The following is a 13,712-nucleotide window of genomic DNA, read 5'->3' as shown; positions in this document are numbered from 1 at the left end:
TGGTTAAAGAAGCCAAGTCTCACCCACTTTTTTCTTACTCACTCAATACTTACCAATTCCTACAGTTACTGCTGACCCAAAAATTTCTTATAATGATAAGCAGTAAAACTTAAAATTTGATCGATCGAGGACAAGCTAGATGGCGAGTGTCACGTTAAAAAACGTTTATAAATCATATGGTGATGTACAGATTTCTAAGGACGTAACCTTAGACATCAACGAAGGTGAATTCGTAGTATTCGTTGGACCATCAGGTTGTGGTAAATCGACGCTATTACGTTGTATCGCAGGTCTAGAAGACATTACGTCTGGTGATTTGTACATTGGCGACCAACGCATGAATGACGTTGAACCGTCAAAGCGTGGCGTAGGTATGGTATTCCAGTCTTATGCGCTTTACCCTCACCTTAACCTATACGACAACATGTCTTTCGGTCTTAAGCTAGCAAACGCAAATAAAGCTGAGATCGACAAACGCGTTGAACATGCTGCAGAAATCCTTCAGCTTGGTCACCTTCTTGAGCGCCAACCTAAAGCGCTTTCTGGTGGTCAACGTCAACGTGTTGCGATTGGTCGTACTCTGGTTTCTCAACCAAACGTATTCCTACTTGATGAGCCTTTATCAAACCTAGATGCCGCGCTACGTGTTCAAATGCGTTCGCAAATCACCAAGCTACAGCGTCAACTGGGTTGTACCATGATCTACGTTACCCACGACCAAGTGGAAGCGATGACAATGGCGGATAAGATCGTTGTTCTGGATGGTGGTTATGTATCTCAAGTCGGTAAGCCGCTTGACCTTTACCACTACCCTCAAAACCGTTTCGTTGCTGGCTTTATTGGCTCACCGAAGATGAACTTCATGTCGGTACACATTGAACAAGCTGAAGCAGAACGCGTATTGGTACAACTTTCTAATGGCATGACTTTCTGGATCCCTGTTGATGGTACGACTGTCAATGCTGGCGATCGTATGTCTCTGGGTATTCGCCCTGAACACTTGATGTCTGCTGAATCAGGTGACGCGACGATTGAAGCTGACGTGATGATGGTAGAGAAACTAGGTAACGAAACTCAGGTTTACCTAAACCTTGAAAGTGCCGATGCTGATGTTATCTATCGCCAGCCAGACACGTTGAAAATCGAATCAGGTGACAAGTTGGCGATTGGTATTCCAGCGCACCGTTGTCACCTGTTCCACAGCGATGGCCGCGCATGTCGTCGTTTGTACAAAGAATACGGCACAGACTAATCGCTTAGCCTTTTAGGATATAACTTGCCCATATCGAATCCCTCTTACTCAGTAAGGGGGATTTTTTTATGTGCTGGATATTTTTATGTGTTGGATACGAGTTTCACTTACATTGAATAGTTCATGAGTCAGCCACTCGGTCTTTCGCTAGCGGCAATAAAAAAGGTCTAGCAAGCGCTAGACCTTTATCTGTTAGTTAGGCTATGAACCCAACCGCTAATATCACTTCTTTCAGACATGAAACCTGTCTAAATCAACTTAGTGAATTGGCGTATCATTCTGTTTGTTGAACTGGCCAAAATGCTTCTCTAACACTTCAGGAGTCAGTTTGCCTTCCGCCTCTAGTCGCTTGAACTCAGCAACAATTGCTTTTTGCTCTTCAAGTGATGGCAGTTTCACCTCAGGCTCATCGCCCATCTCTTGAGTCATCTGCTCTAGTTCTTTTTCAAAATCGCTCATGATACTTACCTAAATATTAAACCTAACGAGATTTTACTCATTTACGCCCTATGATGCTAGGGTGATTAAAAGCAAAGCCCGAAACCAGATCAAGCTAAAGGCAGTTAGAGGCAAATTAGCGCACTAATAAAAAGAGCCGGATTCACGATGAAATGACCCCAGCTCTTCGTCTATATCCCTTTCTAAGTCATGTTACAGCTTGAAAGAATTAAAGCTTAAATGAACCAACCATCTTATCTAGACGAGACGATAGATCACGAAGCTCTTGGCTCGCTTCAGCAAGTTGCTCAGCCGTGCCCGTTGTCACTTCGTTGATTGCGTTAATCTCTTCAATGTTCTGGTTGATGGTGTGAACTACGGTTGATTGCTCTTCCGTTGCCGTTGCCACTTGAGTGTTACGGTCTGTGATATCAACGATACGGTCTGAAATGCCACTCAGCACGTCTACCGCTTCATCCGAAGCCGATACACCTTCAAGGGTAATCACCTTACCCGCACTCATTGCCGTTACCGCATCTTTAGCATCGCTTTGCAGTTGGTTGATCATCTTTTGAATCTCTTCCGTTGAATCTGCGGTACGGCTTGCTAGGTTACGTACTTCATCCGCTACAACCGCAAAACCACGACCTTGCTCACCAGCACGGGCGGCTTCAATTGCAGCGTTCAATGCGAGTAAGTTAGTTTGCTCTGAAATATCACGAATAACACCCAGAATAGAACCGATGTCTTGAGTTGTAGAAGCCAGTTGCTCTACTACCTGACCTGTGCTTTCAATATCTTGCGCCAAACGGCTGATCGCGTCTTTTGCTTTGTTCACCACAGAGCGACCTACTTCCGTATTGCCTGAAGCTTGAGTTGCCGTTTCTGCTGCGGTTGCCGCGTTCGATGCAATCTCACTGATGGTCATACCCATTTGGTTAATGGCAGCTACGACTTGAAGGGTTTGGTCGCGCTGTTCTTGGCTGTTGTCGTGGGTGATGTGAGCTTTATTCGAAACACTCTCTGCAGCCACTTGAAGCGCTTGGCTTGTCGAACACACCTCTTTCATCGACTCGTGAATCTTTTCAATGAATCCGTTGAAGCCTTTTGAAAGCTGTGCAATTTCATCGTTGCCTTTCACTTCGATACGCTGTGCAAGGTCACCGTCGCCTTCACCTAAGTCGCCGAAACGCTTAGCCAAAAGCTTGATCGGTTGAGTAATGCTGTTCGCCAGAACTACGCCCATTAGGATAAACACTAATGCCACAACCGCAGTCATGATCAGCATCTTCTGCGCTGTCGCATCTAACTCTGCAAACACTTCACCAGTCGGAACGACACCAATAACAAACCAGTCCATTGAAGACACATACAAGCTCGCCACGAACAGCTCTTGGCCTTGGCTTTCAGTGGTAATCAGGTTAAAACCCGACTTGTTCAGTAGTTGGCTTGCTTGAGGACCGTAAAGTTGTTGAAGTGAAGAGTCACTGCGAGAACGCTCACGGTGAATTTGAACATCACCTTGGCTATCGGTTAAGAATACGAAGCCGGTATTTTCAATCTTAAAGCCGTTCAGCAGGTTAACCATGTCATCCATCGACTTTGATAGACCAGACATCGCCAAACCAGAAGGTTGTTGATAGTTAGCAAACATCTTCACTTCGCCATTGGCTTCTTGGAACATGCTCACCATGGTCGGCTGTCCAGATTGCGTAAAGCCAAAGAACCAACCATCTTGCTGTTGGTTTAACTGACGCAGGAAACCATTTTGGTTCCAGTAGTAAGCCGTTTGACGGTTCGCCACTGAGGCATCGTTCAACTGATACTGGTTACGAACATTGTTCAGCTGTTTAACCAGTTTATTTTCTAGTGCCGGATCGCGATCGGTCGATTCGATAGCATCAGAAATAAATTCATTTGAAGCAATTTGCTCCGCCGCTAGTAATAGCTGAGAGACTTCTCGGTCAATTTCACCATTGATTCGCTCTAGCATTCCTGGAAGTTCAATATCGATCAATCGATGACTTAATACATCTCTTGCTTGTTGTTGTGCCATTGCGCCGACAATCACTGTCGATGCAAGAACCGCAAAGGTAATTCCAAGTACAACTTTTTGCTTGATACTCAGAGAGTTAGTTTTAAACATATTTGGACCTTTAAAAAGAATCGCTCGTTATTGATATACCCTGAACAGGACTTTTTTAGTGCACTCCAACAAGCAATGCACAATCTGAGTGATGTATCGGCCACAACCAATAAAACTAGAGACTTTCTTCTCAAAAAACCGCAAATATGATGTAACAATTAGAAATATTCACCTTGAGCATGAATTAACTAAGCAAATACCGCATTGTCGAGAGTCAATTTTAGTTCTCATCCCCTGAGACCCAACCGAACTCAAACCACTCCCCACCGCCGAGCTTTTGTATATAAAAACCAATTGATATAGTAATAATCACAACCTAACGATTTTTTTAGCTAACCACTTGTAAATATTTCCAATTTTGAAAAAATAAATTACGCAAATGTACTGGAACTTTTTCCTCGAAATCAGTGACCAATACTCAAAATAAAAATCAAATGGATACCCAGAGAGTCCAAAATGCACAAAACAAATTTCGAAGTCCTTCAAAACTATCTAGAGTCTCAAATCATTGGTCAAAAAGAGCTCGTTAAGCAACTGATGATCGCCCTTTTAGCGGATGGTCATATCCTCGTTGAAGGACCTCCCGGCTTAGCAAAAACTCGCGCAGTAAAATCATTGGCTGATTGTGTTGAGGGTCACTTCCACCGCATTCAATTCACTCCCGATCTGTTACCTGCTGATTTGACGGGTACCGACATCTTCCGTCCTGAGACTGGGGAGTTCACTTTCCAATCAGGCCCGATTTTCAACTCGCTGATTCTAGCGGATGAGATCAACCGAGCTCCGGCGAAAGTTCAAGCGGCAATGCTGGAAGCGATGGCAGAGAAACAAGTAACTGCCGGTCGAAAAACCTATGCGCTGCCTGAGTTGTTCTTGGTAATGGCAACACAGAACCCAATTGAACAAGAAGGGACTTACCCGCTACCGGAAGCTCAGTTAGACCGATTCTTGCTTCACCTAGAGGTTGAATACCCAGATATGGAAAGCGAGCTTGAGATCTTACGACTAAACCGTGGTGAGGCTCAAGGTAACGAATCAGCTCAGCCACAACAGATATCTCAGCAAACGATCTTTGAAGCGCGCCAAGAAGTGCTCAACATTCACATGGCAGACACCATTGAGCAGTACATCATCAGACTGGTTATGGCGACTCGCCAACCTAAGCAATACAGTGACCAACTTGATCAATGGTTAGACATGGGTGTCAGCCCGCGTGCAACCATTGCGTTAGACCGTTGTGCCCGCGCTCACGCTTGGCTTGCAGGACGAGATTACGTCACGCCACAAGACGTTCAAGCGATGGCATTCCCTGTGTTACGCCACCGTCTACTGCGCAGCTACCACGCACAAGCTGAAGGTGTCACCGCAAACCAAGTGATCGCACACCTTATTTCATTGGTTGGCAGCGCATAGGGATACGCGCATGAATAATCAACTACCCAACCATAGTGACGGTGTCACGTTAAACCTGGACGAACTTCTGCAATACAAAGCGCAGTCTGTTCGCTGGTTGCCTCCCGCCAAGAGCCTTTGGTCACAGCTTAACGGCCAACACGAGAGCAACCGTAAAGGTCGCGGGATGAATTTCTCTGAAGTTCGTCAATATCAAGCGGGAGATGACATTCGCAGCATTGATTGGCGTGTAACAGCCAGAACGGGCAAAGCGCATACCAAACTTTTCTCTGAAGAACGAGAACAGCCTGTCATTTTATTCTTGGATCTATCAAGCAGTATGATTTTCGGCTCAACCTTGTTGCTGAAATCGGTTCAACTTGCACACTTTGCTAGCCAACTGTGCTGGCTTACTGTGGCTCAAAAAGATCGAATTGGCGCGGTGATCGATACTGGCAAAGAGGTCATTGAGATTAAGCCAAGTGCAAGCAACCATGCTCCACTGCGTATTTTGCAAAAAGTCATAGAAATCAATAATACGGCACTGACTAATCACGACAATCATAATGACACGACCTTAGAGCATGGACTGAAATCTCTTCACCAGCTTTGCCCTAAAGGAAGCGATATTATTATGCTCAGTGACTTTGTGCGTTACCAAGAAAGTGACTACTCACTTATCAGTCAAATTCGCCGACACAACAGAGTACGTCTTGTGCATTTCTACGACCCGCTAGAGCAAGGTGAAACCACCTATAAAGGCTCTAAACAGGTCACCGATGGCAGCAAAACTCAATGGTTTAATTTCTCTTCTAATAAAGAAAAGCAAAAGCTTAACCATGCTTTTTCGCTTAAGAAACAGCAGCTGCAACAGATGGGGTTATCTCTCGCGATGCCTTATAGCTCGCTGTCGAGTGCGCAGTCACTCATGAGCCAGATATCAGGAGCTCAGTCATGAAACAGCCCTTAGATTTAAGTCCGGTGATTGCGCCAGACGCCCCGACTTGGTGGCCTTTGGCGTGGGGTTGGTGGGCAGTCATTATCACAGCCATTTTCCTGATTGCCTTGGTGTTTTTCATTCTAAAACGTAGAAAAAACAATCAACAGGCGAAACAAGAAGCGCTGTCTTACTTTAGTAATAGACAGTCCCAAGATGGCTTGTCTCCGAGCAAAGCTCAAGACATCGTTCGTCAAGCAGCACTGAGCTATTTCCCTCGTGAAAAAATTGCAGGTTTGTCTGGTGATGATTGGTTGAAGTTCTTAGATGCGCAATTGGCGAAGCCGTTATTTGTAGCAAAACAATCCCAGTGGCAACAAGCGCTCTATCAAGATGTAGCCCTAATGAACGACGAACAGAAAAAGGCTCAACAGCAATTGGTTAATGATTGCGAAACTTGGCTTCGCAAAGCACTTCCTCCAAAGCGAGGTCGTTATGAGTGATTTTCTAAGCACTATGTTTCTAAGCAGGGACTTGCTAAACATCGAGTTCGTTTGGTGGTGGATGTTCTTCATCGCGCCACTGCCGTTGCTCGTTTACTTGTTCTCACCAAAGTCAGAATCGAGCAATGCCCTAAGGCTTCCATTTCTGCCAGAAGACAGCAATACCAAAACACCGAGCAGTCGCTTACCAAAGGCGTTGTCCGTGATTATCTGGCTTCTGCTGGTTACGGCGAGCGCACGCCCTGTATGGTATGGCGAACCGGTGGAGTTTCAGCCGAAGCATCGTGATTTAATGTTAGTTGTCGACCTCTCCTATTCGATGAGCCAAGAAGACATGCAGTTCAATGGCGAATACATCGACCGCTTGTCGGCGGTGAAACGCGTATTGAGTGACTTTATTGAGCGACGAAAAGGCGACCGAGTTGGACTGGTGTTATTTGCTGATCACGCCTACTTGCAGACCCCGCTTACGCTAGATAGAGATACGCTTTCACAACAGCTCAATCAAGCGGTGTTAAAGCTGATTGGTACTCAAACAGCGATTGGTGATGGTATTGGTCTTGCCACCAAAACCTTTGTCGATAGCGATGCGCCCCAACGTGTAATGATTCTACTCAGCGACGGCAGTAATACCGCCGGGGTATTAGACCCATTAGAAGCGGCGGATATTGCAAAGAAATACGACGCAACGATTTACACCGTGGGTGTCGGTGCAGGCGAGATGATGGTCAAAGAGTTCTTCATGACGCGCAAAGTCAATACTGCTCAAGACTTGGATGAACGTACACTAATAGAAATTGCCAAACGCACCGGCGGTCAGTACTTCCGAGCGCGTGACAGCAAAGAGTTAGCGACGATTTACGACACCATTAACCAGTTAGAGCCCGTGACGAACGCCACTAAGATCTGGCGACCGCAACAAGAGTGGTTTGTATGGCCACTGTCGGCGGCAATGTTCTTCGCATTTATGCTGTTAGCCATTAGGAGAAACAATGTCTAACTTTACTTTTATCTACCCATATTGGTTCTTGGCGCTTGCCGTGCTGCCCGCTATTTGGTGGCTGAGCAAGACACAGTCCAAACAAGGATTACTCGCGTCACACATCGCCCGTTACTTGGCGCCAGAATCAAGCAAGCCATCGAAAAATCGCAGTACTTACTTCGGTATTTGGTGGCTGGTCGGCGTTATTGCGTTAGCTGGGCCAAGCTTCGAGAAAAACGAACAACCAAGCTTTGAAAAAACGCAGGCACGAGTTGTGATCATGGACATGTCGATGTCAATGTATGCCACCGATATTAAGCCGAATCGCTTAACTCAAGCGCGATACAAGGCTCTTGATCTGCTTTCATTATGGAAGGAAGGGCTAACAGGCATGGTGGCGTATGCTGGGGATGCTTACACCATTAGCCCGCTAACGTCAGACATCAACACCATCAAAAACCTAGTGCCTAACCTATCGCCAGATATCATGCCTTATCAAGGTGGTGATGCCGCATCAGCCGTTAAGCTTGCGATTGATATGATGACTCGCGCGAAGATCTACCAAGGTGATTTGGTATTGATTGCTGATGACATCGATGACCAAGAGAAGAAGCAGATCGACTCCCTACTCTCTGGCAACGATTGGACATTGTCGATTCTAGCTGTAGGGAGTGAAAACGGTGCGCCAATCTCGTTACCTACGGGGTCGATGCTGCAAAGCGACTCAGGACAAACCGTGGTGGCAAGAACCAACTTGAAGAACATGCGCGAGCTTACACGCCGCTATGGTGGCACGTTCACTGAAGTTCAATTTGATAACTCAGATGTTGAACACATCGCGAGCTACCTCGACCGCGTTGCAACAACATCGGAAGTAACCAAGACCAAGAACTCACTCAACACCAGAGTGAACAACGGTTTCTGGTTACTGCCTTTGCTATTACTTCCGGCACTTGGATTATTCAGGAAAGGGGTTATTTGGTGTGCCTTAGCTGGAGTTATCTCTTTTAGCCAACCAAATACTGCGTTTGCGAACCCGTGGAAAACCAATGATCAAGTAGGCTATCAGCTGTATCAGGACGAGGACTTCCAACAAGCTGCTGAACAGTTCACCCAACAAGAGTGGAAAGGCATTGCTCAATACAAAGCCGGTGATTTCGAAGCCGCAGAGCAGACGCTGCAAGAGCTTTCTAGTGAAGATGCTCGCTACAACCTTGCTAACGCTCAAGCCCAACAAGGTAAGTACGACCAAGCGATCCAAGAGTATCAACGTATTCTTGAAAGCAACCCTGAACATGCTTATGCGAAGAAGAACCTAGAGATTGTCGAACAGGCTCAGAAGCAACGGTCAGCAAGGTCAGCAAGGTCAGCAAGGTCAGCAAGGTCAGCAAGGTCAGCAAGGTCAGCAAGGTCAGCAAGGTCAGCAAAATGATTCTTCGCAAAGCTCTCAGGATCAACAACAAAGCTCCGCTGACAATGGCAAGTCACAAGATCAAAGCGGTAACCAAGATCTACGCGGTAGCCAAGACCAAAACTCATCTCAAGGCCAACCTGAAAATCACTCTGACTCTGAAAAGTCTAAACAAGACGACAAGCAAGCCACGCAACAAAGTAACAGTGATCAGCCGAAACAGAGTGACCAAGAAGGCGCTACACCTCAAAGTGCTAGCGCACAACAAGCTTCAAAAGAAGATGGTGAGCAAAGTAGTCAGCAAGCTGTAGCACAAACCTCAGATCAACCTCTGTCGAGCGACCCTGACATGCGAAAACTTGAGCAAGTAGAAAGCGCCCGTGACCCGAGCCAACTGCTTAAAGCGCAAATGATTTTACAAGCACGACAAAAAAGTGCTCCTAACAACCAGAACAAAAAGTGGTAACCATGCGATTTCTAAACAAGCCATTTTTATCCGTACTCCTAACATTGTTGTTGGGAGCTTTCTCGTCCTTCTCAGTATTGGCTGCAAACGCCGTGGCGAGTGTTTCACATAACAGTGTCACCAAAGATGAAGTCTTCCTTCTTAGAGTCGCAACCGATGAAAAGGTCTCTTCTAATGCTCTAGATCTAACAGAGCTCCAACAGGATTTCTATGTCGGCACACCAAACTTTGGGTCATCGATGCGAATCGTCAATGGCAGCCGTTCGGTGTCAAGTGAATGGAACATCAGCCTTGCTCCACTGCGTTTAGGCAAGATCCAGATTCCTAGCTTCGATATTGAAGGGGCGAAAACCAAGCCAATCACCATCAATGTTGCCGTTAATAAAGCTGCGCCCACTCAACATGACATGGCTGAGTTCCAGCTTAACCTCAGCAAGAACTCGCTGTACCCACAAGAAGTGGCTGAGCTTGATGTAAAACTCATCATCAAAGCTGATCCAAGAAGGCTGCAAGATCCTAAAATAGCGCCACCGAGCTCGCAGGGCTTAGATGTGGAACCTATTGGTGAATCGAAGCAATTTCAAGATGTTCTCAATGGACAAGAGGTGACGGTAGTTCAACAGTCTTTCCGTATCTCTTCACAAAAGGCCGGACAGTTTAAGCTGAATGGACCGAAGCTGAATGGAGCCGTTGTTTACTCAACCAACAACTCCAGTACAACGCGTCTGTTCCAGCTCGACACGCCCGTTGAAATCTTAGATGTAACTGTGAAGGACGTACCAAAAGGCTACCAAGGTGAGTGGTTACCAACATCAAACTTCAAACTGATTCAACAATGGTCAGATAGCCAAGGCAATCAACTGGGAAATAGTAATGGTTTAGAAGGCGACAACCAAACCATTGAAATGGAAGCGGGTGATTCGTTAACTCGTACCATCACGATGACGGCTAGCAACTTAACGCAACACCAGCTGCCAAAACTGAATATCACCTACCCTAATTCGGTACGTGTTTATGAAGAGAAGCCGCAATTTGGCACAACTCAGTCAGGTGATTCTGTCGTTGTTTACAAGCAAGTCTTGATTCCGAAAGAGGCAGGAAACATCTCGCTTCCTGATGTGTCTCAAGCTTGGTTTAACACCGATTTGCAATCAGAACAAACAAGCAAAGCGCAGGGGCTAGAGTTAGCGGTAAAAGCAAGTGATCGCGCAGCGTCAAGCACTCCACCAGTTACTGCTACGCCCGCCCAACAAGTAAGCCCGACGGTTGTTACTGTGGATAGCCCAGGGATCTGGCCTTATCTCACCGCCCTATTTGCAGCTTTGTGGCTAATCAGCTCAGCATTGGCATTCTACTTCTGGTCACGCCGCGGTGTAACGACAAAACCAACACACACTGTTGAACGTCAATCAGATACCGCAGAAGCGCTTATTGAAGCTCTAAGAACGAAAGATGGCGTGATGACCAGAACCTTATTTGAGCATTGGAAATCTGAAAATACAGATCTAAGTGATGAGACGTTACAAACCGTTGAAGCCGAACTCACCAAGCTAAACCAAAGCCTTTATGGTGAAGCCGGTTCACCAGCCCAAACATGGAGCCCTGAGCTGGCAATCAAAACGGTGAAGAAGCCCAAGAGAGTTGCGAGTAAAAAGCATAATAGTTCGCTAGAAAATCTTTAGTCGACGCTGTTCATCAAGAACAGTAAAACACAAAGGCCGTTGATCATCTTGAGATCAACGGCCTTTATTTTAAGAAAGAGAGGCTGTGACTTTTTTACGTTTTAAGGCAGAAACGATTCGATTTCTACCAGAGTCTTTGGCTTGATACAAGGCTTTATCTGCCTTGCCATACAGTAGGTCGAAGTCAAACTGGTGCTGATCAGAAGTTATCGAGGCATAGCCAACGGATGCCGTTAAATATGGGCTGGTACTACTTTCACAATGCAGGATTTTTGCCTCTTCAATGCATTTTCTAATCGACTCTGCACGTTGCTTTGTCTCTGAGTGATTCGTGCCAATCATCAACAACATAAACTCCTCTCCGCCAATCCGGCAGAAGGTTTCTTTATCATTGTGAACATGGGCATTCAGTATCTCACCTACCGTCCTCAGAGCCGCATCCCCTTCAGTATGACCATAGACACTGTTGTACAAACCAAAGTGGTCGAGGTCGACAAGAATCAAGCCAAATGTAATTTCGTTCTGTAAGGCAAAGGCACCTTGATCGTCACCGTTCAAGTCTTCTAGAACCTGCGACAGCATACGGCGGTTTCCAAGGCGCGTAAGAGGATCTAGCTTAGAAATGATATCCAATTGCTCATTCGCCAACTCTAGCTCTTGGGTACGCTTACTGACTTCTTGCTCCAATGTTTCATTGAGCTTTTTCAGTTCTTCTTGAGCCATGGTTCTTTGCAGCACCTCAGCAAGGCTCGAAGCAAAGATACGTATTACCTCACGAAGCTGTGAGGTTAAAGGACTGCGAGTTAATAGGTTATCAGCAGCGATAAACGCAATCGGCTCACCCGTATTGGTGGTGAGCATGGTCATTGCCGTCCAACCGACTCCCACAATATTGAAATCGTGATAGATAGGAACTGATTCTTCAAAGGCAACTTGATTAGGGCAAGCACGAGCTGCGGCTACAATGTCACGTTCCACCAGCTCAGAGCGATAATAGGACTCATCGACAATATCGCCTTTGATGTCAGTGCCCCAAGTACCTTGCATGTAACTGCACTTTTTGTCTGTTAGGAAAACAGCCAGTCGATCGATACCTAGATGTTGAATCGCAAAACTAACCGCGGACTTACAGACTTCACTGACGCTATCGCATCGAGACAGCTCAACCATACTCGAGTGCAACATACGTATGTTCTGCTCTTGGCGCTTGCGAATATAGATTTGAGAAAGCAAAGAGCCAAAAGACTCAAGCATCTGCTTTTGATAGTTAGTAATCGGTGAGCGATGAATGTAGTTATCCATGGCGATCCAGCCGACAGGTTTGTCGCCTTCACGCAAGATAAGCATGCCATTCCACCCCTGCCCGACCACCTTACCTTCTGTATACAGGGGCGCATTATCGATGATGACTAGATTAGTATGGTTATCAGACAGCGCTTCAATGTATTCCGCTTCAAGTTGGTGCAAATCGTATTGAGTGTGGTGTTCACTGTTGGTTTTACCCGCTTCGTCAGTGCCATAAGTGCCGCTGAAACAACGCTTTTTCATATCAAGCAACATGAAGATCGCACGATCAAACCCTAACCTGTCTCGCACAGCCTCAACCGATGCTTTATACAAAGCATCGAGTGACTCAGGGTTAGAAAGCTCAAGCGCGACCTGATGAACCAGCTTCATGTTCTCTACAAACAGCTCACGTAACTTTATCTCATCTAAGTATTGAGCTTCACGTGTGTCTCTGTGTTTGATTTCTAGCGCCGCGTTCTTTTCGGCACGAATACATTGCCAACGGGCAGCCGCGAGCTGTAACACATCAAGATCTTGGTCAAAGGTTTGATTAACCTTCTCAGCATTGCAATTTTGAACAATTAAATAAGTTCTGGAGGCAGGTGCGTTGTCGAGCATCATGATAAACGACTCCCCACCAAGCACTTTCATGTGTTCCCACTTGCAGGTGTTGATAGCCATTGGCAAAACCCCGTCTGCGGTATCAAACTGTGAGACCCACGGCCAAAATGTAGAGGGGTAGCTCGCCAATGAGGTTAGGTCGCCATAAGAAAAAAGCGGTAATGCGTCGCTCTCCGGCGTCGGTTCAGCAAATATTCCTATCCCTTTTGGAGTAAGTACCTTAACCAGATAGTCAAAAAGAGACTCAGCCAACAGACGATGGTCGCGTGTCGCAGATATTTGTTTTGCAAAGGCTTTAACAGGCACAGCTTCCTTCCATTGGCGATTAAGAATAAAGCAAAAATACAGAAGGCTTGATATGCAATCAATGTAAGTAAAAATGAGATGTTAAGCGGGTCGCAGTTTCACCTTTAACATTATCACAAGCATGAGAAGGACGACAAAAATGGGATTCTCTGCCCAAAATCACATCGACATTGGGGATTTTTAGACAATCGAGTAGGAGGAGGCCTCGCAGCCTCCGTCCTCTCACACCACCGTACAAGCGTGGGTCGCATACGGCGGTTCCGAATATACTTTCAGTGACTCGTACCCA

General features: G+C 46.1%; 9 protein-coding genes and 1 pseudogene. 7 read left to right on the top strand and 3 right to left on the bottom strand.

The genetic code is table 11. From position 1 onward, the window contains the following. Nucleotides 1–139: 139 nt before the first annotated feature. Nucleotides 140–1,252, top strand: a complete 1,113-nt coding sequence (gene malK / locus F0229_RS09835; RefSeq protein ID WP_017060047.1) for a maltose/maltodextrin ABC transporter ATP-binding protein MalK — start codon at nt 140–142, stop codon at nt 1,250–1,252. Between the two features lie 258 nt (nt 1,253–1,510). Here the strand turns inward: malK and F0229_RS09830 are convergent, their stop codons facing one another. Together F0229_RS09830 and F0229_RS09825 are read right to left on the bottom strand one after the other, a co-directional pair. After that, nucleotides 1,511–1,711, bottom strand: a complete 201-nt coding sequence (locus tag F0229_RS09830; protein ID WP_010431457.1) for a hypothetical protein — start codon at nt 1,709–1,711, stop codon at nt 1,511–1,513. A gap of 208 nt (nt 1,712–1,919) precedes the next feature. Then, entirely contained in the window at nt 1,920–3,836 is a 1,917-nt protein-coding gene (locus tag F0229_RS09825; RefSeq protein WP_017067914.1) for a methyl-accepting chemotaxis protein, read from the bottom strand. 456 nt (nt 3,837–4,292) lie between these two features. Here F0229_RS09825 and F0229_RS09820 point away from each other — a divergent pair, with 456 nt between their 5' ends. The 6 genes and pseudogenes from F0229_RS09820 (at nt 4,293) to F0229_RS09795 (ending at nt 11,209) form a co-directional block, all read left to right on the top strand. Next, entirely contained in the window at nt 4,293–5,249 is a 957-nt protein-coding gene (locus tag F0229_RS09820) for a MoxR family ATPase (protein WP_017064262.1), read from the top strand. 10 nt (nt 5,250–5,259) lie between these two features. After that, a complete protein-coding gene (locus F0229_RS09815) occupies nt 5,260–6,186 on the top strand; it encodes a DUF58 domain-containing protein (RefSeq protein ID WP_171732726.1) in 927 nt (308 codons plus the stop codon). Beyond that, nucleotides 6,183–6,668 (top strand): DUF4381 domain-containing protein, encoded by a 486-nt coding sequence (locus F0229_RS09810; protein ID WP_171732725.1) that lies wholly within the window; start codon nt 6,183–6,185, stop codon nt 6,666–6,668. Before F0229_RS09815 ends, F0229_RS09810 begins: the two co-directional genes overlap by 4 nt. Then, on the top strand, nt 6,661–7,668 hold the full coding sequence (locus F0229_RS09805; RefSeq protein WP_017065686.1) for a VWA domain-containing protein: 1,008 nt from the start codon (nt 6,661–6,663) through the stop codon (nt 7,666–7,668). The genes F0229_RS09810 and F0229_RS09805 overlap by 8 nt, the downstream gene beginning before the upstream one ends. After that, nucleotides 7,661–9,527, top strand: a pseudogene (locus tag F0229_RS09800) (VWA domain-containing protein). The gene F0229_RS09805 and the pseudogene F0229_RS09800 overlap by 8 nt, the downstream one beginning before the upstream one ends. Nucleotides 9,528–9,529: 2 nt before the next feature. Continuing rightward, entirely contained in the window at nt 9,530–11,209 is a 1,680-nt protein-coding gene (locus F0229_RS09795) for a BatD family protein (protein WP_171732724.1), read from the top strand. 69 nt (nt 11,210–11,278) lie between these two features. Here F0229_RS09795 and F0229_RS09790 read toward each other — a convergent pair whose 3' ends face one another. Beyond that, a complete protein-coding gene (locus F0229_RS09790; protein WP_017064257.1) occupies nt 11,279–13,423 on the bottom strand; it encodes a GGDEF domain-containing protein in 2,145 nt (714 codons plus the stop codon). Between the last annotated feature and the right edge of the window lie 289 nt (nt 13,424–13,712).

The organism is Vibrio sp. AIC-3 (genome assembly GCF_013114515.1).
In the GTDB taxonomy this organism is placed as follows: Bacteria; Pseudomonadota; Gammaproteobacteria; order Enterobacterales; family Vibrionaceae; genus Vibrio; species Vibrio crassostreae_C.
This window is presented reverse-complemented; position numbering and strand designations above follow the sequence as displayed.

Excerpts from the sequence above, each read along its gene's own strand:
- malK (WP_017060047.1), top strand. The coding sequence starts at position 140 with ATGGCGAGTGTCACGTTAAAAAACGTTTATAAATCATATGGTGATGTA.
- F0229_RS09830 (WP_010431457.1), bottom strand. The coding sequence starts at position 1,711 with ATGAGCGATTTTGAAAAAGAACTAGAGCAGATGACTCAAGAGATGGGC.
- F0229_RS09825 (WP_017067914.1), bottom strand. The coding sequence starts at position 3,836 with ATGTTTAAAACTAACTCTCTGAGTATCAAGCAAAAAGTTGTACTTGGA.
- F0229_RS09820 (WP_017064262.1), top strand. The coding sequence starts at position 4,293 with ATGCACAAAACAAATTTCGAAGTCCTTCAAAACTATCTAGAGTCTCAA.
- F0229_RS09815 (WP_171732726.1), top strand. The coding sequence starts at position 5,260 with ATGAATAATCAACTACCCAACCATAGTGACGGTGTCACGTTAAACCTG.
- F0229_RS09810 (WP_171732725.1), top strand. The coding sequence starts at position 6,183 with ATGAAACAGCCCTTAGATTTAAGTCCGGTGATTGCGCCAGACGCCCCG.
- F0229_RS09805 (WP_017065686.1), top strand. The coding sequence starts at position 6,661 with ATGAGTGATTTTCTAAGCACTATGTTTCTAAGCAGGGACTTGCTAAAC.
- F0229_RS09795 (WP_171732724.1), top strand. The coding sequence starts at position 9,530 with ATGCGATTTCTAAACAAGCCATTTTTATCCGTACTCCTAACATTGTTG.